The 22,608-nt window shown below is 73.1% G+C and carries 23 protein-coding genes; 16 read left to right on the top strand and 7 right to left on the bottom strand.

Annotation, left to right across the window (positions count from 1 at the left end):
* Window positions 1-116 precede the first annotated feature (116 nt).
* The 3 genes from ACZ4MO_RS12750 to ACZ4MO_RS12740 all read left to right on the top strand — a co-directional run bounded on the left by ACZ4MO_RS12750 (window position 117) and on the right by ACZ4MO_RS12740 (window position 1,338).
* Window positions 117-281 (top strand): hypothetical protein, encoded by a 165-nt coding sequence (locus ACZ4MO_RS12750; RefSeq protein WP_186810478.1) that lies wholly within the window; start codon window positions 117-119, stop codon window positions 279-281.
* A 199-nt stretch (window positions 282-480) separates the two neighbouring features.
* Entirely contained in the window at window positions 481-762 is a 282-nt protein-coding gene (locus ACZ4MO_RS12745; RefSeq protein ID WP_175009663.1) for a helix-turn-helix domain-containing protein, read from the top strand.
* A gap of 192 nt (window positions 763-954) precedes the next feature.
* Entirely contained in the window at window positions 955-1,338 is a 384-nt protein-coding gene (locus tag ACZ4MO_RS12740) for a restriction endonuclease (RefSeq protein WP_175009662.1), read from the top strand.
* Between the two features lie 18 nt (window positions 1,339-1,356).
* On the opposite strand, the gene ACZ4MO_RS12735 is transcribed toward ACZ4MO_RS12740, so the two are convergent.
* The 3 genes from ACZ4MO_RS12735 to ACZ4MO_RS12725 all read right to left on the bottom strand — a co-directional run bounded on the left by ACZ4MO_RS12735 (window position 1,357) and on the right by ACZ4MO_RS12725 (window position 3,813).
* Window positions 1,357-2,244, bottom strand: a complete 888-nt coding sequence (locus ACZ4MO_RS12735; protein WP_175009661.1) for an HNH endonuclease — start codon at window positions 2,242-2,244, stop codon at window positions 1,357-1,359.
* Between the two features lie 104 nt (window positions 2,245-2,348).
* Window positions 2,349-3,002 (bottom strand): response regulator, encoded by a 654-nt coding sequence (locus tag ACZ4MO_RS12730; protein WP_186810477.1) that lies wholly within the window; start codon window positions 3,000-3,002, stop codon window positions 2,349-2,351.
* 73 nt (window positions 3,003-3,075) lie between these two features.
* Window positions 3,076-3,813: a GntR family transcriptional regulator gene (locus ACZ4MO_RS12725; protein ID WP_186810476.1), complete on the bottom strand. Its 738-nt coding sequence runs from the start codon at window positions 3,811-3,813 to the stop codon at window positions 3,076-3,078.
* A gap of 235 nt (window positions 3,814-4,048) precedes the next feature.
* Here ACZ4MO_RS12725 and ACZ4MO_RS12720 point away from each other — a divergent pair, with 235 nt between their 5' ends.
* The 8 genes from ACZ4MO_RS12720 (at window position 4,049) to ACZ4MO_RS12685 (ending at window position 12,938) form a co-directional block, all read left to right on the top strand.
* Window positions 4,049-5,047: an alcohol dehydrogenase catalytic domain-containing protein gene (locus tag ACZ4MO_RS12720; protein WP_175009659.1), complete on the top strand. Its 999-nt coding sequence runs from the start codon at window positions 4,049-4,051 to the stop codon at window positions 5,045-5,047.
* Window positions 5,044-5,628 (top strand): TRAP transporter small permease, encoded by a 585-nt coding sequence (locus ACZ4MO_RS12715; RefSeq protein WP_074803496.1) that lies wholly within the window; start codon window positions 5,044-5,046, stop codon window positions 5,626-5,628. The genes ACZ4MO_RS12720 and ACZ4MO_RS12715 overlap by 4 nt, the downstream gene beginning before the upstream one ends.
* A gap of 3 nt (window positions 5,629-5,631) precedes the next feature.
* On the top strand, window positions 5,632-6,888 hold the full coding sequence (locus ACZ4MO_RS12710) for a TRAP transporter large permease (protein ID WP_021482371.1): 1,257 nt from the start codon (window positions 5,632-5,634) through the stop codon (window positions 6,886-6,888).
* 95 nt (window positions 6,889-6,983) lie between these two features.
* The gene (locus ACZ4MO_RS12705; protein WP_186810475.1) at window positions 6,984-7,991 is read left to right on the top strand and encodes a DctP family TRAP transporter solute-binding subunit; all 1,008 of its coding nucleotides are present in this window, start codon (window positions 6,984-6,986) and stop codon (window positions 7,989-7,991) included.
* A gap of 110 nt (window positions 7,992-8,101) precedes the next feature.
* Entirely contained in the window at window positions 8,102-9,352 is a 1,251-nt protein-coding gene (gene otnK, locus ACZ4MO_RS12700) for a 3-oxo-tetronate kinase (RefSeq protein WP_175009657.1), read from the top strand.
* The gene (locus ACZ4MO_RS12695; protein WP_175009656.1) at window positions 9,349-10,002 is read left to right on the top strand and encodes a class II aldolase/adducin family protein; all 654 of its coding nucleotides are present in this window, start codon (window positions 9,349-9,351) and stop codon (window positions 10,000-10,002) included. Before otnK ends, ACZ4MO_RS12695 begins: the two co-directional genes overlap by 4 nt.
* A gap of 21 nt (window positions 10,003-10,023) precedes the next feature.
* A complete protein-coding gene (gene mug / locus ACZ4MO_RS12690; RefSeq protein WP_175009655.1) occupies window positions 10,024-10,605 on the top strand; it encodes a G/U mismatch-specific DNA glycosylase in 582 nt (193 codons plus the stop codon).
* Between the two features lie 149 nt (window positions 10,606-10,754).
* Complete coding sequence (locus tag ACZ4MO_RS12685) at window positions 10,755-12,938, top strand: family 43 glycosylhydrolase (protein WP_175009654.1); 2,184 nt, start codon at window positions 10,755-10,757, stop codon at window positions 12,936-12,938.
* A gap of 125 nt (window positions 12,939-13,063) precedes the next feature.
* Here the strand turns inward: ACZ4MO_RS12685 and ACZ4MO_RS12680 are convergent, their stop codons facing one another.
* Window positions 13,064-14,245 (bottom strand): sensor histidine kinase, encoded by a 1,182-nt coding sequence (locus ACZ4MO_RS12680; RefSeq protein ID WP_499279015.1) that lies wholly within the window; start codon window positions 14,243-14,245, stop codon window positions 13,064-13,066.
* A 468-nt stretch (window positions 14,246-14,713) separates the two neighbouring features.
* On the opposite strand from ACZ4MO_RS12680, the gene ACZ4MO_RS12675 reads away from it, so the two are divergent.
* Window positions 14,714-15,559, top strand: a complete 846-nt coding sequence (locus ACZ4MO_RS12675) for a DUF4352 domain-containing protein (protein WP_499279013.1) — start codon at window positions 14,714-14,716, stop codon at window positions 15,557-15,559.
* Window positions 15,560-15,687: 128 nt separating this feature from the next.
* Here ACZ4MO_RS12675 and ACZ4MO_RS12670 read toward each other — a convergent pair whose 3' ends face one another.
* Together ACZ4MO_RS12670 and ACZ4MO_RS12665 are read right to left on the bottom strand one after the other, a co-directional pair.
* Window positions 15,688-16,161: a zinc transporter gene (locus ACZ4MO_RS12670; RefSeq protein WP_186810520.1), complete on the bottom strand. Its 474-nt coding sequence runs from the start codon at window positions 16,159-16,161 to the stop codon at window positions 15,688-15,690.
* Window positions 16,162-16,574: 413 nt separating this feature from the next.
* Window positions 16,575-17,147 (bottom strand): DUF6318 family protein, encoded by a 573-nt coding sequence (locus ACZ4MO_RS12665; RefSeq protein ID WP_499279068.1) that lies wholly within the window; start codon window positions 17,145-17,147, stop codon window positions 16,575-16,577.
* Between the two features lie 444 nt (window positions 17,148-17,591).
* On the opposite strand from ACZ4MO_RS12665, the gene ACZ4MO_RS12660 reads away from it, so the two are divergent.
* The 4 genes from ACZ4MO_RS12660 (at window position 17,592) to ACZ4MO_RS12645 (ending at window position 21,815) form a co-directional block, all read left to right on the top strand.
* Complete coding sequence (locus ACZ4MO_RS12660; protein ID WP_499279012.1) at window positions 17,592-18,647, top strand: carbohydrate ABC transporter permease; 1,056 nt, start codon at window positions 17,592-17,594, stop codon at window positions 18,645-18,647.
* On the top strand, window positions 18,644-19,552 hold the full coding sequence (locus ACZ4MO_RS12655) for an ABC transporter permease subunit (protein WP_175010123.1): 909 nt from the start codon (window positions 18,644-18,646) through the stop codon (window positions 19,550-19,552). Before ACZ4MO_RS12660 ends, ACZ4MO_RS12655 begins: the two co-directional genes overlap by 4 nt.
* A 101-nt stretch (window positions 19,553-19,653) precedes the next feature.
* On the top strand, window positions 19,654-21,036 hold the full coding sequence (locus ACZ4MO_RS12650; RefSeq protein WP_175010122.1) for an extracellular solute-binding protein: 1,383 nt from the start codon (window positions 19,654-19,656) through the stop codon (window positions 21,034-21,036).
* Complete coding sequence (locus ACZ4MO_RS12645; RefSeq protein ID WP_175010121.1) at window positions 21,033-21,815, top strand: glycerophosphodiester phosphodiesterase family protein; 783 nt, start codon at window positions 21,033-21,035, stop codon at window positions 21,813-21,815. Before ACZ4MO_RS12650 ends, ACZ4MO_RS12645 begins: the two co-directional genes overlap by 4 nt.
* Before the next feature lie 95 nt (window positions 21,816-21,910).
* On the opposite strand, the gene ACZ4MO_RS12640 is transcribed toward ACZ4MO_RS12645, so the two are convergent.
* Entirely contained in the window at window positions 21,911-22,555 is a 645-nt protein-coding gene (locus tag ACZ4MO_RS12640) for a hypothetical protein (RefSeq protein WP_175010120.1), read from the bottom strand.
* Window positions 22,556-22,608: the final 53 nt, after the last annotated feature.

Genomic DNA, 22,608 nt, shown 5'->3' with positions numbered 1-22,608 from the left:
TTCGCCGGAACCAGGGATCCCGCGAGACTACGGAGCAGTGCCGGGGCTCGCGCGTCGGCGGGGTCGCGGCCGCTGCCTGCCGTGCTCACCCGCGGCCCGCGTGGTGTCCTGGCGGTATGGACCGACAGCCCGACGATTCCCGGCGCGAGGACGGGTCGCCCGACGACGGCGGACGGCGCGACGGGCCCCGGCCTGGGCTCGTCGGGGTGCTGTGGTGTGTCGTCGTCATCGTGGCGGTGCTGGTGATCGGCGTCGCGATGGGACTGCTCGACGGCCGCTGACCGTACCGGCCCGCATCGCCCCCACAGCGCGCCCTCGGCGGGTTGCCGCGCGCTGGGTGAAAGGCGGCGCAGGGGTGGCACGCGTTCAGGTATCAGCTGCACCCCGCTCCGCGCTGACGTCGAGATCGACCTCAACTTCTATGACTTCGATATCGACGTCGTTTGGACTGACTTCACTATCGACGTCATCGGAGGCGGTATGGCGGTCCGCATCGAGATCACGAGTCCCGAGCTGCTCGGCTTCGCCTTGCAGCAGGGCCGGCTGCTGCGCGGGACGAGCCAGCGGCAGCTGGCCGACCAGCTCGGCATCGGGCAGAAGTGGGTCTGGGAGATGGAGAACGGCAAGCCCGGACTTCTCACGGAGCGCCTCTTCGCCATGCTCGACGCGACGGGCGTCCGGTTGTGGGCGGAGATCGACGAACCGATCGGCGACGACCTCTCCGGGGCAGGCGGGGACGACGTGGAGAAGCTCGATGGCTGACCTCCGCGTCGAGCTGTACGGCCGGCTCGTCGGTCATCTGGTGGGGACGAGCTCGCGCACGTTCGACTTCAGGACGGACCGCTTCGCCGAGCTCCTCCCGGAAGAGGCGGCGTCCTCAGCGACCTCGCCGCGCGAGCGCGGGTCAGGGAGACCGACGTCGCGACCGCCGAGGAGAAGCTCCTAGTCGACGGCGTGCAGTACGAGCCGATCCCCGCCGACCGGTCCGACGATGAGCGGTGGTACTCCCACGAGTTCTTCACCGATGATGACCTCGCCGGCTACGTTGGCGAAGGCAGGAACGTCATCGTCGACGAGCTCGGGGAGCCGAAGAGATTCGCCAAGTCGGTCTTCGAGTCACTTGTTACGGACTCGGACGTCGAGCGGGCGTTTGCGAACCAGCTCGAGAAGCAGAGTGAGGTCAAGCTCTTCGTCAAGCTGCCGTCGCGATTCCAGGTCGCCACCCCTCTCGGCAACGACAACACCGACTGGGCCGCCGTCCTCGAGCGGCAGGGCGAGGAGTCGCTACACGCCAAGACGGCGGTGAGGTGTATTTTTCAGTTCTGGCGGGAGGAATGAGGGTCGTGCGCTGCTGCGCTATGCGGTTTCGAAGCGCTCGAAGCGCCAGGCGAGCAGCTCTCGGTCAGGACGCTCCGAATAGCGACGCGGCACGCTGAGCTGTCGCCCGTGCATCTCCTGCAGCCCATGTTTGAGCATGGGACCGTCAATCTCTCGGAGGAGCTCGAGCGCGATCCGGACCTCGCCGTCAGGCGTGACGCCCAGCATGTTCTGGTCGTACGCGGCGTGATGGATCTTGCAGAGGGCGAGTCCGTTGTTCACGGTCGGCAGTCCATGTTTCTCGCTGTCCGGGACGATGTGCGCCGCGTCGAGCAGCGCCCCGTGCTTGAGCTCGCAGATCGCGCACCGGGTCTCGTAGGCGACGAGGACGCGGGTGCGGAACGCCGGCTGGTGCAGTCGCTGCTTGGCGAGCCGGAGCGCGTACTCGCGCTGCGGCGTCGTGAGATGGGCCGGGTCCGGGATGAACCGGAAGGCCTCGTCGAGAGCGATGAGGAACTGGCTGTTCTCCGGCTCGTCGTCCACGACGTACACCGGGGCGACCGGGGTGTAGATGTTCGGGACTTCCTTGCGGAACAGGATGAGCGGCATCCCGCTCGTCATCGCCTCGCGCAGCTTGCGGTTGTCGCCGCTCCACGGGTCACCGGCGCGGTACGCGTAGTGGAGGAGGCCGTCCTCGGACTCGGTGTCGTCGTACGGTCCGCTCGCCGAGCTGACGATCGACAGCGTCGAGGAGAAGCTCTGCGGGTTGCGGATGCCGCGCGAGTAGTCGATGACCGGGAGCTTGCGGCCGTCGATGTGGAAGTCGAGCAGCTCGTCCCGGTGGAGGAATCCGCCGTTCGCCTCGGCCCGGTCGTGCACCCACTGGATGATGCGTGTGCGCAGCGCGGCTTCGACGGCAGAGTCCATGCCGGCAGCTCACCAGGCGGCCCGCAAACGGGCAAGTGTCCGTCGGGTGAAGTTCGCCGAGAGTGCCCGTTTCGTCTGACGGGTTCGACAGCTCCCGCCAGCGGCTACGCGCTGTTGCCAGCCGACTGCGACACCAGCACCGCGAGCTGCACGCGGTTCGTGACGCCGAGCTTCGCGCTCGCCGCGGAGAGGTGGGTCTTGACCGTCGCTTCGCTCACGTACAGCCGCTGCGCGATCTCGGGGTTGGACAGGCCCTGCGCCACGAGTCGCGCGACGTCGAGCTCGCGCTCGGTGAGGGTCGCGACCTGCTGTGCGGCCTCCCTGCGTCCCGCCGCGCCGGGCGCGGCGGTGACCTGCGCCATGACGACGCGCGCCGCGCGGGGCGACAGCGCGCCGTCGCCGGCTGCGACGGCGCGGACGGCGGAGGCGATCTCGTCGGGTGACGCGTCCTTGGCGAGGAACCCGGACGCCCCGGCGTGGACGGCGTCGAGGATGCTGGACTCGGTGTCGAACGACGTCATGGCGATGACGCCGGGCGGGTCGGGGAGCATCCTCACGGCGCGTGTCGCCGTCACGCCGTCGACGCGGGGCATGCGCAGGTCCAGGAGCACGACGTCGGGGTGGTGCGCCTGGACGGCCGTCACGACCTGGTCGCCGTCGGCGGCCTCGGCGACGACCTCGATGTCGTCGGGCCGCAGGATGGTCCGGAGCAGCCGTCGGACCATCGGGTCGTCGTCGACCACGAGCACCTTGATCACGCCCCGACCCTAGCGGCGCGCGCCCACGGCGCGTCCGCCGCGACCGCCGCACCGCCCGTCGCCGCGACCGCCGTCAGGCCCGCGCGCCGTCCTGGTGGCGCACCCACGTCTCGCGGACCTCGGTGAGGTGGTCGAGCATCGCGGCGCGGGCGCCGTCGGCGCGGTGCGCGTCGAGGTTGTCGACGATCGCGCGGTGCGCGCGCGTGACGACGTCGATGCGGCGCGGGTCGTAGGAGAACGTGGCGATGCGCGTCTCCATGAGCCCTTCGCCGAGCACGTCGTAGAGCATGACGAAGAAGTCGTTGCCGGTCGCGACGGCGAGGCCGCGGTGGAAGGCGTAGTCGTTCTTGGACGCGGCGACGATGTCGTCGGCGTGCCCGGGGAGCTGGTCGACGAGGTCGGCGAGGCCGGTGAGCGCGGCGTCGTCGATGCGCTCGGCGGCGATGCCGGCGACGGCGACCTCGAGCGTCGCGCGGACCTCGTGGAGCTGGAGGTAGGGCACGTTGGGGCCGTGGTGGAGGAACATCTGGAGCATCTGGCCGACGTCGTCGATGCTGGTGCGCCCGACGCTCAGGCCGGAGCCGGGCGTGGCGGTGACGATGCCCTTGGCGGTGAGGGCGCGGACCGCCTCGCGCACGACGGTGCGGGAGACGCCGTAGGACTCGCAGAGCTCGCGCTCGGAGGGCAGCCGGTCGCCGGGCTGGAGCTCGCGCGCGAGGATGTCGTCGCGGATCGCGTCGGCGACCTGGTCGGACAGTCGGCGCTGTCGCACGATGCCGCTCGTCGGCAGCGTCGCATCGGGCTCGGGCACCGTTCCTCCTCGGGGTGACGACCGCGCCATTCTGCCTCACGGGGGCCACGACCTGCCCGGACGCGGTCCCTGCTCGCGGTCGTGAGACGGGGTTGGCTCAACTGGTATGACAGGATACAGTCACTCAACCTGCTGAGCCGAGCGTCCGACGTCGGGCACCGGTGCCGGCAGGTCTCCCCTCACCCGCACGCAGAGCAACGCGGCTTCCCAGTCGCGGGGAAAGAGCTGTTCCACGATGCGCGCCATCAGATTCGAGACGTCCGGGACCGCCCACGTGGTCGACATCCCGCGCCCGGTCCCCGGCCCCGGCGAGGTCCTGCTCGCCGTCACCTCCACGGGGGTGTGCGGCTCCGACCTGGCCGCCCTCCGAGGCACCCACCCGTTCCGCGTCCCGCCGCTGATCTCCGGCCACGAGGCCGGTGGCCGCGTCGCCGAGGTCGGCCCGGACGTCGCCGACGTGGTCGTCGGCGACCGCGTCGTCGTCGACCCGCAGCGCCCGTGCGGCACGTGCGACCTGTGCACGACGGGCGGCTACCACCTGTGCGCGAGGAAGCAGATGCTCGGCGTCGCCGAGTGGGACGGCTCGTTCGCCGAGCACGTCGTCGTGCCCGCGTACACGCTGGTCCCCGCGCCCGACGGCGTCGCGGACGAGCACCTCGCTCTCGCCGAGCCGGTCGCGGTCGCGGCCCACGCCGTCGCGCAGCTGGGGGAGCGGCGCCGCGAGCGCGCGCTCGTGCTGGGCGGCGGCACGATCGGCGCGCTCGTCGCGCGCGTGCTCGCCGACGGCGGCAGCACGGTGGTCGACGTCGTCGAGCCGCGCGAGCACGTCCACGAGGTGCTGCGCGCGGTCGGTGCGACGGGCGTCCACCTGCCCGACGCCGCGCTCGAGCCCGGCTCGTACGACGCCGTCTTCGTCGCCGCGGGCGTGCCCGCGCTCGTCGAGCGCGCGTTCGAGGCCGTCGCGCCCGGCGGTGCGATCGTCCAGGTCGCGGTGTTCAACCAGCCCGTGCCGGTCCCGGTGGGGCAGCTCCAGGTGCGCGAGATCGCCCTGCTCGGCACGGCCATGTACACGAAGGACGACTTCCGCACCGCGCTCGACGTCCTTGCGCGCCACCCGGAGCTCGCGGACGTGCTCGTGTCCCGCACGACCTCCCTGGAGGAGGGCGCCGCGATCACGACGACCATGGCCGCCGAGGGGCCGGGCGACATCGTCAAGCTGGTGATGGTCCCGTGAGCGCGGCCCGCGCCGTCCGCGGCGTCCTGTCCGGCGCCGAGCGCGCGCTGTTCGTCGTCTCGGGCGTCGCGATCACGCTCGTGAGCGCCGTCCTCGTGCTCCAGGTCTTCATGCGGTACGTGCTCAACAGCCCGACCGTGTGGTCCGAGGAGTTCGCGACGCTCGCGTTCGTCTGGTGCGTCATGACGGCGATCCCCGTCGCGGTGCGCCGCAGCGAGCACATCGCGGTGACGCTGCTCCTCGACCGCCTGCGCGGGAAGGTTCGCCGCGCGTTCGTCGCGCTCGGCTACGCGCTCTCCGCGGGCCTGTTCGGCCTCGTCGCCGTCTACGCGGCGATGATGCTCCCGACGGGCGCGCGCCAGCTCATGACCGGCCTGACCATCGCGACGGGCACGGACATCACGCTGCTCGCCATGTACGTCGTCGTGCCGATCGGCATGGGCTTCTCCTGCGTCTACGCGGTCGAGAAGCTCGTCGAGGCGCTGCGCGGCGACTTCGACACCCCCGACGACGCCGTGGAGGCGAACATCGCCGAGGCGGAGCAGCTCGTCGCGCCCACCTCCCAGGACAAGGACGTCTGACCCATGCCCCTCATCCTCGGAGGGCTCCTCCTCCTCATCCTCGTCATCGGCGCCCCGGTGGGCGTCGCCGTCGGCCTCGCGTCGTTCGCGAGCCTCGCCGCCGAGGGCGTGCCGCCCGAGGTCGGCGCCCAGCGGTTCGTCGCCGGGATGCGCTCCTTCCCGCTCCTCGCGATCCCGCTCTTCGTGCTCGCCGGCTCGCTCATGAACGCGGGTGGCGTGACCCAGCGCCTCATCGACTTCGCCTACGCGATCGTCGGCCGGATCCGCGGCGGGCTCTCGGCCGTCAACGTGCTCACGAACATCACGTTCGGCGGCATGTCCGGCTCGGCGGTCGCGGACGCGTCGTCGGTCGGCCGCCTCCTCATCCCCCAGATGCTGCGCCGCGGCTACGCGCCCGGCGACGCGGCGTCGGTCACCGCGACGGCGTCGATCGTCGCGCTCGTGCTCCCGCCGAGCATCACGATGATCATCTACGGCGTCGCCGCCGAGGTCTCGATCAGCGCGCTGTTCTTCCACGGCCTCTACATCGGCCTCGGGTTCGGCCTCGTGTACCTGGTCACGGGCTGGCTCGTCGCCCGCAAGAAGGGCTACCCGGCCGAGCGGGGCGTGGGTGCGCGCGAGCTCGTGCGCACCGCCGCCAAGGCGCTCCCGGCCCTGCTCATCCCCGTCGTCGTGCTGGGCGGCATCCGGCTCGGCGTCTTCACCGCGACGGAGGGCGGCGCGGTCGCGGTCCTCATCGCCGTGATCCTCGGGGTCGTCGTCTACCGCGAGCTGTCCTGGCAGCGGGTCGTCAAGGCGATGCGCGAGACGACGATGCTCGTCGCCGCGATCATGCTCATCATCGCCATGGCACAGGCCTACTCGTGGGCGCTCGTGACCGGCGGCACGCCGCAGATCGTCGCCGACGCCGTGCTCGGGCTCACGGACAACGTGCTGCTCATCCTCTTCGTCGCCAACGTGATCCTGCTGCTCATCGGCACGGTCGTCGAGGGCAACGCGGCGATCATCATCTTCACGCCGATCCTCCTGCCGATCGTCACGGCCGCGGGCGTCGACCCGGTCCACTTCGGGCTCATCGTCGTCATCAACCTCGCGATCGGGCTCATCACGCCGCCCGTCGGGATCAACCTGCTCATCACGAGCCGGATCGCCGGGATCTCGGCGGAACGGGCGCTGCGCGACATGCTCCCGTGGCTCGGCGTCTCGGTCGCCCTGCTGTTCCTCGTCACGTACGTCCCCGTCCTCACCGGCATGTACTAGCCGGCGCGACGGTCGACACCCGCCACCGGCACCAGCACCCCGGCGGGCGAGGGCGTCCCGCGCCCTCGCCCGCCCCGCACACGAAGGAGCTTCCCGTGGGGAAGAGAACCACCGCGCCGCACCGTCGCGTCGCCGCCCTGGTCGTCGCGAGCGCGCTCGCCCTCGGCGGCTGCACGGCCACGACGACCGGCCCCGAGCCCGACCTGCTGCTCCGCCTCGGCCACTCGTACGGCGCCGGGAGCCTGCAGGACCGCGCCGCCAACCGGCTGTCCGAGCAGGTCGCCGACGCCTCCGACGGCCGCGTGACGATCGAGGTCTACCCCGCCTCCCAGCTCGGGAGCTGGGAGGACATGCAGGAGGGTCTGGAGTTCGGGGCCGTGGACATCGTCGTCGAGTCCGTCGGCTCGCTCGAGCGCTACACGGACCTCGCCGCGATCGAGGGCGTGCCGTTCCTCTACGAGGACGAGGACCAGTTCCTCGAGGTCTGGGACGGCCCGCTCGGCGACGAGATCATCGAGGCCATCCGGGAGGACTCCGGGTTCCTGCTGCTCGGCCAGATGTACCGCGGCGGCCGCGTGCTCAACACGCAGCGTCCCGTCACCGAGCTCGCCGACGCGCGCGGCCTCAAGCTGCGCGTCCCGACCCAGCAGACCTACCTCGACACGTGGCACGCGCTCGGCGCGAGCCCCATGCCGCTCGCGCTCAGCGAGGTGTTCCCCGCGATCGAGCAGGGCGCGGTCGAGGGCCAGGAGAACCCGATCGACGTCGTGCGCTTCAACTCGTTCTACGAGGTCGCGCCGCACGTCACGCTCACCGAGCACGTGTTCGGCAACTTCCACTTCCAGGTCTGGGCCGACGCCTACGAGGGCTGGCCCGACGACCTCCGCGCGATCGTCGACGCCGAGATCGACGACGTCTCCTCCTGGTACCGCGAGACGTCGATCGCCGAGCGGCAGGAGAACGTCGACTTCCTGGTCGAGCGCGGCGTCGAGCTGCACGAGATCGACCGCGCCGAGTGGGCCGAGGCCTCGTCCGAGGTGCTCGACCACGTCGACCCCCAGGTCGTGGAGTGGGCCGAGCGCATCCGCTCGGGCGACGCGTGACGCCGTACCGCGGCCCCGAGCCGCCCCGGCGCGTCGACCGTGCCGCCCGCGACGACCGACGACCCGACCGACGACCCGGCCGACGACCCGACCGACCAGAGGAGACACCGATGCGCGGCGCGATCGCCGACGACTTCACCGGGGCCACCGACCTCGCCGGCAACTGGAGGGCCCGCGGTCTGCGGACCGCCGTCGTGCTGGGCGTCCCGGGGCCGGACGAGCTCGCGGACCTCGCCGACCACGACGCCGTCGTGGTCGCGCTGAAGATCCGCTCCGCGCCTGCCCCCCAGGCGGTGGAGCAGGCGCGCGCGGCCTACCGCGCGCTCGCCGCGCTCGGCGTCACGCAGGTCTACGACAAGTACTGCTCGACGTTCGACTCCACGCCCGAGGGCAACATCGGGCCCGTCGCGGACGCGCTCATGGAGGAGACCGGCGCGCGCAGCGCCGTCGTCGTCCCGGGCTTCCCCGACGCGGGCCGCACCGTCTTCCGCGGCCACCTGTTCGTGGGGGACGACCCGCTCGACCGCAGCCCCATGAAGGACCACCCGCTCAACCCCATGTGGGACTCGCGCGTCGCGAACCTGCTCGCGGCGCAGACCGCGCACCCGGTCGCCGAGGTGCCGGTCGGCGTCGTGCGGGCCGGCGAGCAGGCGCTGCGGGGCGCGATCGTCGCGGCCGAGGCGGGCGGCGCGCGGTACGTCGTCGTCGACAGCATCGACAACGACGACCTCGCGGTCGTCGCCCGCGCGACGTCCGACGCCCCGCTCGTCACGGGCGGCTCCGGGCTGGCCCTCGGCCTCGACCCGACGGGCGCGACGCTCGGCGACATCACCGCCGTCCCGGGCCGACGCGCGGTGCTCGCGGGCAGCGCGTCGCGCGCCACCCAGGCGCAGGTCCGGGGGGCCATGCCGCACCTGCCGCACCAGAAGGTCGACGTCGCGGCGGCGCTCGCGGACCCGGACGCGGAGGTCGAGCGCCTCCTCGCCTGGGCGCGCGAGCGCTGGGCCGAGCAGCCCGACCGACCGGTGCTCGTGTACTCCGTGGGCGAGCCGGACGACGTCGCGCGCGGGCGTGCGGTGACCGCCGACGCGTCGGCCGTGGTCGAGCGGCTGTTCTCCGCGCTCGCGCCACGCCTCGCGGAGGCGGGCGCGACGCAGCTCGTCGTGGCGGGCGGCGAGACGTCGGGCAGCGTCGTCCAGGGGCTCGGGGTGCACGTGCTCGAGGTCGGGCAGCTCCTGAGCCCGGGTGTGTCCTGGCTGCGCGGTCGCCGCCGCGGGGCTGACGACGTCAACCTCGTCCTCAAGTCGGGCAACTTCGGCACCGAGGACCTGTTCGTCACCGCGTGGGAGGAGCTCGCATGAGCGACCTGGTCGAGGAGCTGCTCGCCGCCGGGCGCGGTCTCTCCGCGAGCGGGATGTCGCCCGGGACGTCGGGCAACGTGTCCGTGCGCGTCGGCGACGAGGTGCGCATGAGCGCGAGCGGCACGTCCCTCGCGACCCTCACCGCCGAGCAGATGGCCCGCACGACGCTCGACGGCACCCCCGTCACCGAGGGCGACGGCCCGACGCCGCGGCCCACCAAGGAGTGGCCGCTGCACCTCGCGATGTACGCGCGCGACCCGGAGTACCGCTGCGTCGTGCACCTCCACTCGCCGAGCGCCGTCGCGGCGTCGTGCCTCGCTCCGTGGCGCGAGCACACGGCGTTCGCGCCGGTCACGCCGTACGTCGTCATGCGCGTGGGCAACGTGCCGCTCGTGCGGTACGCCGCGCCGGGCGACCCGGCGCAGGCCGAGCGCGTGCGGGGGAGCGCGCTGCGCTTCCACGGCGCCCTGCTCCAGAACCACGGGTCGATCGCGGCCGGGCGCACGGTCGCGGAGGCCGTCGACCGGGCGATCGAGATCGAGGAGGCGGCGCGCGTCCGGCTGCTGCTGGGGGACCGGCTCGACACGCGGCACCTCACCGACGACGAGGTGCGCGAGCTCGTCGAGGCGTACGGGCAGCCCTGGGGCTGACGTCCGGGCGAGGATGGTCCGGTGCCGACCGACCCGCCGTACGCGCGCCCGACCGCCGACGACCTCGCCGCCGCGCGCGGCCGTGAGATCGAGGACTGGCTGCGGCCTGACCTCGACGTGCTGTTCTGCGGGATCAATCCCGGGCTGTACTCGGCGGCGGTCGGGCTGCCCTTCGCGAACCCGGGGACGCGGTTCTGGAAGGCGATGCACGAGGCGGGCTTCACCGACCGGGTGCTCGGGCCGTGGGAGCGCGACGCGTTCCTCGACGCCGGGCTCGGCATGACGAACGTCGTGCGGCGGGCGACCGCGCGGGCGGACGAGCTGTCGCCGGAGGAGATCGTGGCGGGCGGGCGCCGTCTGGTAGAGACGGCGGAGACGTACCGGCCGCGGTGGGTCGCGGTCCTCGGTCTCGGCGCGTACCGCACGGCGTTCGCGGAGCGCCGTGCCGCGGCGGGGCCGCAGGAGCGGCGCCTCGGTCCGGCGCGGGTGTGGCTGCTCCCGAACCCGAGCGGCCTCAACGCTCACGACACGGTCGCGACGCTCGGCGCGGCGTACGCGGAGCTGCGTGTCGCTGCGGGGCTGCCGGACCGCCGTCGGGCGTGAGCACCGCCTCCTGCGTGCCACCGGCCCGCGAGGACTTTGTTGACTCTTGCGAGAAGTTGTTGACTTGTGTGAAGCCGCCCGGGAGACTCGAATCCCCGAGGTCGACGCCGTCCCGGGTTCTTGCCCCCTCACCGTCGAGGAGACACCCCATGAAGCTCTCCCTGTCCCGGGCGCGCACGCGTGCCACCGCTGTCACGGGTGCGCTGGTCGCGCTCGGGCTGGTGGTCTCGGGCGCCGCCGCCGCGACTGCCGCCCCGTCAGCGGCGACCGCCGCACCCACTGCAGCCTCCGCCGCCGTCGCCCCGACGATCTCCCCGGTCGTCGACGCCAACTTCCCCGACCCGGACATCCTGCTCGTCGACGGCGTCTACCACGCCTACGCGACGAACGACCAGGGCCGGAACGTGCAGCACCGCACCTCGACGGACCTGGTCACGTGGAGCGCCCCGAACGACGTCGCCCCCGACCTGGGCGCCTGGGTCAGCGAGGCGTGCACCTTCTCGCCGGGCGGCGCCACCGACCGCTGCGTCTGGGCGCCCGAGGTCGCCGCGGTCGAGGGCGGGTACGCTCTCTACTACACGGCGCGTGACGCGACGTCGCCGCGCCAGTGCATCGGCCTCTCGCTCTCCGACTCGCCCGAGGGGCCGTTCGAGCCCGTCGGCGCCGACCCGTTCGTCTGCCCCAACGGCGAGGACGGCACCGAGGACCTCGGAGGCGCGATCGACGCCGGGACGTTCGTCGACGGCGACCAGCTCTACCTGCTGTGGAAGGCCGACGGGAACTGCTGCACCGGCAAGACGGCGATCATCTTCGCCCAGCCGCTGTCGCCCGACGGCACCACCCTCACCGGGCCGGCCACCGAGCTGATCCGCGTCGACACGGCGTACGAGGGCCGCGTCGTCGAGGCGCCGACGGTCGTCGAGCGCGACGGCACCTACTACCTCTTCTACTCCGCGAACGACTTCTACGGCGGTGCCTACCGCACGTCGTACGCGACGGCGCCGAGCCTGGCCGGCCCGTGGACCAAGGCGACGACGGAGCTCATGACGAGCGACCGCTTCCAGGGCGACGTGCGCGGCCCGGGCGGCCAGGACGTCGTCACCGCGCCGGACGGCTCGGACGCGATCGTCTTCCACGGCTGGAACGCGACGTTCACGTACCGCGCCATGTACGTCGCGGACCTCGAGTGGTCGGCCGACGGCGTCCCGTCCGTCCCGCAGGCGTCCGACCGCTACCAGGCCGAGGACGGCGTCGTGACGAACGCGCGCGTCGTGGCCGACGGCGGGGCGTCGGGCGGGGCGAAGGTCGGCGGCCTGGACTTCGCGGACTCCTCCGTGACGGTCGAGGTGCACGCCGACGCGGCGGGGCCGGCGCTGCTCGGCATCCGGTTCGCGAACGGCTCGCAGGACGGCTCGACGCGCGTCCCCTCCACCGGGACGCTCGCCGTGAACGGCGAGGTGACGGAGACCGTCGTCTTCCCGCACACCACGTGGGGCAACTGGCAGACGTCGGAGCACCTCGTCGACCTCGTCGCCGGCACCAACACGATCACGCTGACGCGCGCGACGTTCTTCACCGAGCTCGACGCGTTCGACGTCTACCCCGCGACGCGCGACCCGCGCCCGTCGGCGCCGCCCGTCATCCCGTCCGACGCGACGCGGTACGAGTTCGAGGACGGCGTCATCACGCGCGGCTCCGTCGGGAGCGCGGGCGGGGCGTCGGGCGGGCAGAAGGTCGGCGGGCTCGACTTCCTCGACAGCTCGGTCGCCCTCCAGGTGCACGCCGACGAGGCCGGGTCGTACACGCTCGGCGTGCGGTTCGCGAACGGCTCGGAGCGCGGCGGGTACACGCTGCCGTCGTCGAGCACCGTCACGGTCAACGGCGCCGACGCGGGCGTCGTCACCTTCCCGCACACCACGTGGGGCAACTGGCAGTCCGTCACGCACCAGGTCGAGCTCCAGCAGGGGTGGAACACCGTCACCCTGACCAAGCTCACCTGGTACACCGAGCTCGACGCGCTCGACGTCTTCCCGGCCGAGGCGCTGCCCGTCGACCCGCAGGTCACCGTCACCGCGCAGCCCCGCTGCCTCGGCGGCACGCCCTATCTCGCCGTCCGCGCGACGAACGACGGCGACGAGACCGTCTCCGTCGCCCTCACCACCCCGCACGGCGAGCGGGTGTTCGCCCAGGTGGACCCGGGCAAGAGCGCGTACCAGTCGTTCAAGGTGCGCGGCGGAGTGCTCGCGGCGGGCGAGGCGCTCGTCGCGGTCACCGACGTCGCGGGCACGACGATGGAGGTGACGGCCGCGTACGAGGCGCTCACCTGCGCGTAGTCGCCTCCTGACCCGCAGACCGCGGTGCCGCCCGGCCGATGGGCGGCACCGCGGTCGTCCGTCCGGGCCGGGAGTCGCGCTCGTCCGCCCGGGCCCGCTTCTTGGAGGATCGGGTCGTGCCGCGGTCAGGCCCGGGGCCGGTCCCACGGCAGGTGGGCCCGGACGACGAACCCGCCGTCCTCGATCCCCGCCGAGAACGTCCCGGCGAGCGCCTCGCAGCGCTCGCGCATCCCGACGATCCCGGTGCCGCTGCCCGGGACGCCCAGGGCGTCCGCGGTGAGCGCGTTACGGACCGTGAGGTCGACGCCGTCGCCGGGCCGGGCGCGCACGTCGACGTCCGCGCGGGCGCCCGGGGCGTGCTTCATCACGTTCGTCAGCGCCTCCTGCACCACCCGGTACACCGCGCGCGTGAGCGCCGGCGGCGCGGAGTCCGCGTCCGTGACGAACACGGTCGCGGCGAGGTCGACGCCCGACGAGCGCGCCTCGTCGAGCAGCGTGGCGAGGTCGCCGAGCGCCGGCGCAGAGCCCGTGTACTGCTCCGCGCCGTCGCGCAGCGACGTGATGAGCGCCCGCATCTCCTCCAGCGCACGGTGGGCGGACGAGCGCATGGTCCGGGCGGCGTCGGCCACCTCCGGGTCCTCGGTCGTCACCTCGAGCGCCGACGCCTGCAACGACATGACCGACAGGTTGTGCGCGACGGTGTCGTGCATCTCGCGCGCGATGAGCTCGCGCTCGTCCTGCCGCGACAGCTCGGTGCGCAGGTGGTCGGTCTGGCTGCGCAGGTCCTCCGCGTGCGCGCGCAACGTCTCGGCGCGCCGGGTCTCCACGGCGGCGGTCTGCTGGGCGACGTGCGCCTGCCCCGCGTAGCGGCGCACCAGACCCGCGCCGAACGACGCTGCCACCGCCAGAACACCGATGATCACGTAGCCGGCCGCCCCGAGGTACGACCTGCTCCCGTCCTCGAGGGACGTCGCGGCGAAGATCACGGCGTCGCCGTCGCGGGCGGCGTCGCGCCACAGCGACGCGGTGACGGCGAGGACGGTCGCGGCGACGCACCCGGCGACGACCCGACGCCGTTGCTCGCGGGCGAGCACGAAGGGCAACGCGAGCAGGGGAGCCAGGGCGCCGACGGGTGTGAGGATCCCGGCCGCTGCCGTGGCGAGGCACACGACGAGCGGGTAGCGCGCGCGCCAGACCACCGCCGCGCACACCCCGGAGAGCACGAACAGGCAGAAGAAGAAGAAGGCGAGCTGTGCACCGGTGATGGCGTCGCCGTGCCGCATCGAGGAGAACGTGGTGCTGATCATCCCGACGGCGAACGTGGCAGCGACCGCGCCCACGGTTCCGACGACCGACCAGGCTCGCAGTGCCCGCCCGGGGCGGGGGGACGGCGCCGGGTGCACGCCGTAGTGCGGCTGCGGCGGGGCGGGGCCGAGAGGGGCGTTGGCGACGAGCGGGCCGGTCGGCGCCGTCGGTCGGGCGGACCCGGGATACCCGGGTGGCGGGGCACCCGGGTGGCCGGGCGCCGGGTAGCCCGGTGGAGGCGCGGCGCCCGGCGGCACCGCGGGGCCGCCCGGCTGCTGCGGCGGGGGGTACATGCGGCGAGCATACGCACGGGCGCCGACGCCCGGCCTCCGCCGACCGGCTCGCGCGACCGGCCCGGATCTCCTCCGGTCGGCCGGCCCGGACGAGCCGGTCGGGCGATCCGGCAGAGGGCGCCGCGCGGCCACGATCGACCTCGAACGCAGCGACCACGACGCACCGAGGAGACCACGATGTCCGCACCGCACGAGGGCCAGCGCCCCGACCAGCCGGGCGCGTACCCGGCCCAGCCCGGCCCGACGCCGCCCCCGGGCCATCCCTACACGTCGCCCCTGGGTCCGGGCACCCCCGGGGCAGCCGGCCCGACGCCGCACGGAGCCCGACCCGGTCAGGCGGGCTGGGCCGGTCAGCCCGGCTCTCCGGGGCAGCCGGGGCGGCCGGCTGCGGCCGCGTTCGCGGGGCAGGCGCCGGGCGTCCCGCCGCGCAAGAGCTGGTTCGCGCGGCACAAGGTCCTCACGGGCCTCGGGGTGGTCGTCATCCTCGCCGTGATCGGGGCCGCTCTCGGCGGCGGGGGAGGGGACGAGCCCGAGGCGCCTGCCCCGGTCGCGGGGTCGAGCGCGCCGCAGGACCCCGCCGAGCCTGCCCCCGAGGCGCCGGCCGAGGAGCCCGCTCCGGAACCCGCGGCGGCCGGGGTCGGCACCCCGGTGCGCGACGGCAAGTTCGAGTTCACGGTGACGTCCGTGGAGACGGGGGTCCCCACCGTCGGGGACGAGTTCCTCAACGCGCAGGCACAGGGCCAGTTCGTGCTCGTGCACGTCACGGTGACGAACATCGGCGACCAGGCGCAGATGTTCGACGGCAGCAGCCAGAAGCTCGTCGACACCGCCGGGCGCGAGCACTCCGCCGACACCAGCGCGGCGATCTACCTCGGCGACGCGAACTCGTTCCTCACCGACATCAACCCGGGCAACAGCGTCGAGGGCACCGTGGTGTTCGACGTCCCCGCCGACGCCGTCCCCCAGAGCGTCACGCTCCACGACTCCTTCTTCTCGGGCGGGGTCGAGGTGTCCCTCGGGTGAGCGTCGGGGCGCGCCTTCCCGCACCGTCGCGACGCGCCGGAGCCACGGGCGGGCACGGTCCCGTGCGTGCTGCACCGCCGCGCACCCTCGCACCCGGACGCCGGGGCCGGGGTGCGCGGCGGTGCGCGTCATCCGCCCGGGAGGTCGTCGGTGACGAGACGCGACCGGGCCTCGTAGACCCGGAGCGGGTCGGCCGTGCTCGACGTCGTCGCGGTGCCGCTGACGTCGGTCCAGTCCGGGGTGCCGGTGATCCGGAACTGACCGGACCATGTCGTGGTCAGCGTGATCTCCACCCGGTCCGCCGGCTGCTCGTAGGTGTGCGCGACCGTGTGGTGCGGGTACGCGGCGCCCGGGTCGGTCGTCGTCACCGGGCCGCTCCCGTCGCCGTAGTCCCAGGTGAACGACCGTGGGGTCGCCCGGATCTGGACCGGGATGCCCAGCAGCGTCGTGTCGAGCACCTGCTCGCCGGGCTCGGTGAAGGTGATCGTCGGCACGTTGACAACCGTCCAGCCGTCCGGCGGCTGCACGACGACGGGTGATGGTGCGAGCGTCAGGGTGGCGAGCGCTCGTGCTGCTTCGTCAGCGAGGTCAGCAGGCGTCACGCACGACTGGTCGGCCACGGGTGCGCCTGCTGCCGACCATTCGCCAGGCGTGCCGTCCGCGGCGACCTCACGGGTCTGGCGGTACAACGCGCCCAGGTAGTAGGAGTTCGCGTCGCACTCGAGCCCTTCGGTGACGAGCCGCTCCCATTCGGCGCAGCGGCCCGAGAGGTCGGACGTGGGGTCGTCGAGGCCACTGAATAGTGCGCACGTCGTCTGCGCCGCGCGAAAGTACTCTTCTGTCGCTGGCGTGCCAGGGCGTCCCGTTTCGTGGTCGCGTCCGCCTCGAGTTTGGACCTCCGCTTCTACGGATACGTTCTGACCCTCGATGTCCCCAGTGGTGCTCCAGTCGCCTGGGGGGAGCGCGAGCGCCAGACCACTCGTTGCGACCACGCCTAGAGTCTGGAGGGACGGCACTAGGCACCATCCTCAGGGAGCGGCGCAATCTCAACAATCACCCAATTGCCATCCGACTTCCCAACTTCTATCCGAACCGCCATGGAGGTCGCCGGCTCGCTGGCGACCTCCGATCCATCAGCACCGGTGACCTCTAAGGCATCCTGGGAGAGCGCCCCGTCCAGCGGAAAGACACCAGTCTGTGGATCTCTCACATACTTGTAAGGGTCGTCCACGTTCAGCGTGATGCGACCGCCCTCATAGGCGCTTCCGGATTCTCGGAGCCAATTGACCTTGTCTAGGGAAGCCGCGCAGTACCCGCACTCCGCGTGTGACATAGCTTCCCACTCGGCGCTGACCTGACTCGACATCATGTCCGAGTAGAGCCCGAGAAAGTACTCCGCCGCCGCAGCAGCACCCTCGGCGTCGTCGCGCTCCATGGCCGCGGGCCGTTCGGGCTTCGGAGGCCCGGTCGTGGTCGGCTCGGGCTCGCGCGGCTCCGTGACGGACGGCTCGGCCGACGTCTCGACCGGCGGTGACGGTGCGGGGTCACCCCCGCCGGTGCACCCGGCGACCAGGCACCCGGCTGTCACGACGACGCCCAGGGCGAGCGCTCGCCGTCGGGCACTGCTCCTCGACCGGAGCGCTCGGGCGCTCACCGTTCCTGCCGGTCGTTCCTCGACCGGCGCATGACGCGTACGACTCACCAGACCCCCTGCCCGCGAACCGGGCGGCGCGGCCCGGACCGGGCGGCACCGCGCGAACGCCACGAACCTAGCGAAACGCCGCGCGACGCGGAACCGTCCGTCCCGCCCTGTGGACGACGCGTCACGAGGTGTCCACCGCGTGACCGCTCCACAGGCGTGGGTGGCGCGGCGGGCACGGCTCGGTGAACGTTGCCCGACCGGCGTCCCCGCACCTGCACATTCACGGACAAAACCGGCGCCGTCCCTTCCTATGCTCCGAGTGGCCGCCCACCCGCAGGACGGGTGCCGCGCCGGCCGTGACCTGCACCCTCGGACGAGCGGACCTGTGCTGTGACCACCGTTCTCACCCCGGAGTCTCCGGGCTCCTCGGGCGCGCCGGGAGGCGCGTCCCCGGGCGCGACCTCCCCGGCCGCCGGCCCGGGCACCACCCGCCCCGGACCGCCTGCCGGCCCGACGTCGTCGGGCACCGACCGCGAGTCCCAGACGCTGCACCGCAGCCGCCTGGGTGCGCGCCGCCGTCGGCGGAACCTGCTGTGGGCGCTCCTGCTCGCGGGCCCGAACGTCCTGCTGCTGCTGGTGTTCGTCTACCGGCCGCTGCTGCAGAGCTTCTACCTCTCGACGCTCCAGTGGAACCTCGGGTCGCCGGTCGCGCGGCCGGTCGGGCTGGGCAACTACGTCGAGTGGTTCACCGCCCCGACGACGGGCCGCATCGTCACGACGACGCTCGCGTTCACGCTCGCCACGGTCGGCGGCGCGATGGTCCTCGGCCTGGGGCTGGCGCTGCTGCTCAACCGCAGGCTGCGCGGCCGCGGCGTCGCCCGGACCGTCGCGTTCGCGCCGTACGTGCTGTCGGGCTTCGCGGTCGGGATCCTGTGGCTGTTCATGTTCGACCCGCGGTACGGGCTGGTCCAGGAGCTGCTCGGCTGGGTCGGTGTCGCGTCGCCGCAGTGGTACACGCAGCGCCCGTGGCCGCTCGTGATGATCGTCGTCGTCTACCTGTGGAAGAACCTCGGGTACGTCGCCCTCATCTACCTGGCGGGACTCCAGTCGGTGCCGCAGGACCTCAAGGACGCGGCCGCGCTCGACGGCGCGTCGTCGGCGCGGACGCTGCGCTCGATCATCCTGCCGCTCCTCACCCCGACGACGTTCTTCCTCGTCGTGACGATGCTCCTCGCGTCGCTCCAGTCCTTCGACATCATCAAGGCGATGACGCAGGGCGGCCCGCTCGGCTCGACGACGACGCTCATGTACTCGATCTACGAGGAGAGCTTCGTCAACGGGCGCGCCGGGTACGCGTCGGCGGTCGCCACGGTCCTGTTCCTCGTGCTGCTCGCGGTGACCGCGGTGCAGATGCGGTTCGTCCAGCGGAAGGTCCACTACGCATGAGCGCCGTCGCGCCCGCCCGTCCCGAGACGGCGCCCGCCACGCCCGCCGCCCTCGCGTCCCGCCCGCCGCGCGCTCCCCGTGCCCGACGCCGGGCCCTCCAGCCGGGCGGGTACCTCGCCCTGGTGCTCGCGACCGTCGTGCTCGGTGCGCCCCTGGTGTGGATGGTGCTCGCGAGCATGAAGACGCCCGCCGAGCTGTACACCGTCCCGCTGCAGTGGCTCCCGGGCAGCGTGAACCTCGACAACTACGCGCAGGCCGCGGACTCGATCCCGCTCGGGCGCCTGCTGCTCAACAGCGTCGGGATCACGATCGTGGGCGCGGGTCTCAAGGTCGCGCTGGGTCTCACGTGCGCGTACGCGCTCGTGTTCCTCGACTTCCCGTTCAAGAAGGTCGTGTTCGGGCTCGTCATCGCGACGCTCATGATCCCGCCGCAGATCACGATCATCCCCAACTACACGCTCGTCGCGAGCCTCGGGTGGCTCAACACGTACCAGGGCATCCTCGTGCCGGGCCTCGCGAGCGCGTTCGGGACGTTCCTGTTCCGCCAGCACTTCCTCACGCTGCCGCGCTCGATCCTCGAGGCCGCCGAGCTCGACGGCGCGGGGCACTGGCGCAAGCTGTGGCGGTTCGTCGTGCCGATGAGCACGCCGACGCTCGCGGCCGTCGCGCTCGTGTCGGTCGTGACGGAGTGGAACGACTACCTGTGGCCGTTCCTCGTCATCGACCGGCCCGACAAGATGACCCTCCCCGTCGGCCTCACGCTGCTGCAGAACACCGACGGCATGACGAACTGGGGCGTCCTGCTCGCCGCGACCGTGGTCGTGACGCTGCCGATCCTCGTCGTCTTCCTCGTCCTGCAGCGCCGCCTCGTCGCGGGCCTCACCGCAGGTGCCGTCACCGGCTGACCGGCGCGCACCCGCCCGACACCAGACTCCCCGGCCCGCCCGCAGCGGTCCGGGTTCCCCGAAGCGCACCGAGACCCGGTGCACGACCTGAAGGAGCACCTGTGTCCCACCGCACCGCACCCGGCGCGCGCCGCCGTCGGGCCCGCGCCGCCGCCACCGCCCTCACGGCGGTCACCGCCCTCGCGCTCACCGCGTGCGCCGGCCCGAGCGTCGCCGGGGCCGACGGCGCCGGCACCGCGGGCGACGACGCGACGGCCGAGGCCGTCGACTGGTCGGCCGTCGAGCCCGCGTCCGAGATCACCTGGTGGAGCAACCACCCCGGCACGTCGCAGGAGATCGAGCAGGAGCTCATCGACCGGTTCGAGGAGGAGTCCGGCATCACGGTCAACCTCGTGACCGCCGGCGCCAACTACGACGAGGTCGCGCAGCGCTTCCAGGCCGCGTCGCAGACCGACGAGCTGCCCGACGTCGTCATCGCGTCCGACGTCTGGTGGTTCCGCTACCACCTCAACGACCAGATCCTGCCGCTCGACGACGTGCTCGAGTTCGTCGAGGCCGACGCGGACGACTTCCAGCCCGCGCTCTACGCGGACTACGAGTACGACGACCAGCACTGGGCCGTGCCCTACGCGCGCTCGACGCCGCTCTTCTACTACAACAAGGACCTGTGGACGGCGGCCGGCCTGCCCGACCGCGGCCCCGAGACGTGGGAGGAGCTCGAGCAGTGGGACGCGTCCCTCAAGCCGCTCGTGCCGTCCGGCGGCTCGACGCTCGGCCTGTCCACGGGCCCGTCGTGGGGCGCGTGGTGGTTCGAGAACATGATCTGGGGCCAGGGCGGCGCGTACTCCGACGGGTTCGACCTCACGCTCGACTCGGAGGAGTCGGTCGCGGGCGGCCAGTTCCTGCACGACCTCTTCCACGAGAAGGGCGTCGCGACGCTCTCCGCGGACGACGCGATGGTCGACTTCTCGTCGGGTCTCATCGCCTCGACCATCGGCTCGACGGGCTCGCTCAAGGGCGCGCTCGACGCGGCGTCGTTCGAGGTGGGCACGGCCTACCTGCCCGACGGCCCCGACGGCGGCGGCACCCCGACGGGCGGGACGGGTCTCGCCATCCCGGCGTCGAAGTCGCCCGAGCAGCAGCTCGCCGCGGCGATGTTCCTCGCGTTCCTCACGAACACCGAGAACACCGCGTACTTCTCGCAGAACACGGGCTACATGCCGGTGCGGACGTCGGCCGTCGAGTCCGACACCATGAAGGCCATCTACGAGGCGACGCCGCAGTTCCGCACGGCCGTCGACCAGCTCGCCGACAAGGCGCGCCCGCAGGACGACGCGCGCGTCTTCATCCCGGGCGCCGACGCGCTGCTCAACGAGGCGATCGAGCAGATCGTCATCGAGGGCGCCGACCCGGCGGCCGCGTTCGAGTCCGTCGCGCCGCGCATCGAGACCGCGTACACCGAGAACGTGGAGCCGTACCTGTGACGGCGACCGCCCTCGCGCCCACGGACGCCGCGCCGGGACGGGCCGCGCCCCCGCGCGTCATCGCGCACCGCGGCAACAGCTCGGTCGCCCCGCAGAACACGCTCGCCGCGTTCGAGGCGGCGTGGCGGGCCGGTGCGCACAGCATCGAGATCGACGTGCAGCTCACGGCCGACGGCGAGCCCGTCGTCATCCACGACGACACCGTGGACGCGACGACGTCGGGCAGCGGGACGGTCGCACGGCTCGACCGCGCGGCGATCCGGGCGCTCGACGCCGGGTCGTGGTTCTCCCCGGCGTTCGGCGGCCAGCGCGTGCCGACGTTCGCCGAGGTCGTCGACCTCCTCGTGCGGCGACCGGGGATGGACCTGCTGCTCGAGCTCAAGGGGTCGTGGACCGTCGAGCAGGTGCGGCGCGTCACGGGGCCGATCCGCTTCGCGGGCATCGCCGACCGGGTCGTGGCGCAGAGCTTCTGGCCCGAGACGGTCGCGGCGCTGCGCGAGGCCGACCCGGGCCTGCGCCGTGGGCTGCTCGTCGTGGCGCTCGACGACGTGCTCGCGCGGTGCGCCGAGCTCGACGTGGTCACGTGCAACCCGATGGGCGCGCTCCTCCTCGAGGACCCGGGGCTCGTGCAGCGCCTGCACGACGCCGGTCTGGAGGTCGCGGTCTGGACGCTCGACGAGCCCGCGCACTGGGCCGCCGCCGTCGACCTCGAGGTGGACGCGATCATCACCGACCGTCCCGACCGGCTCGCGGGCTGGCTCGCGGCCCGCGGGGTCTGAGGGCCGGTCCGGTCGCACCGGGGTCGTGTGCCGAGACGCTCGTCGTCCGGCGCGCGGCCCCGGTCTCGCGTCTCGTCCCGTCCGCCTCCGGGGGATCAGCGCACGACGATCGTCGTGACGACGTCGGTCACGCTCGGCCAGGTCGGGGTCGACCCGAACCCGAACCGGACCGGCGGGACGACGTCGCGCAGGCCGCCGAGCGAGCCGCCGTCCCACCGCGTCCGCGCGGCGAGGAGCGCGTGGACGTCCGTCGCGCCGTAGTGCTCGGTGCGCCCCGGCCCCGCGCTGCCCCGCGTCCGGACGCCGCGCAGCAGCACGCGCGCGACGGGGTCGGTGAGCACGGTCGCGTGCCGCGACGTCGCGACGCGGCGGGGCACCGCGCGCAGCACGTGCCCCAGGAACGTCCGCGGCCCGACGGCGAGCCGCGCCTCGAGCGGGCCGGCCACCACGTGCCAGCCCGGCAGGCGGCCGCGGCCCGGTGGTGCGCCCGCCGCGTGAGTCGGCTCGTCCGTGACGGCGACCGGCACCAGGACGACCCGGTCGAAGCGGTAGGTCGACGCGACGAGCTCCGCGACCGGGCGCGACGGCGCGAGGAGGATGCGCTCGCCGTCGGGCCGCTCGACCATGACGTCGGCGAACGCGCCGAACGGCGACGCGTCCCAGCGCCCGACGACGACCCGCGTCCCGGACGCCGTGCCCCAGCCCGCGATGCGGCCGCGGAACCGCAGGACGCTCGACATCCCGGCAGCGTAGGCCGCGCCCGGCGGGCACGCCCCCGTTCGGCGCGCGAGCC

The sequence above is a fragment of the Sphaerisporangium cinnabarinum genome (assembly GCF_055567015.1).
The sequence above is the reverse complement of the archived record's forward strand: the minus strand, read 5'-3'. Positions and strand labels throughout refer to the sequence as shown.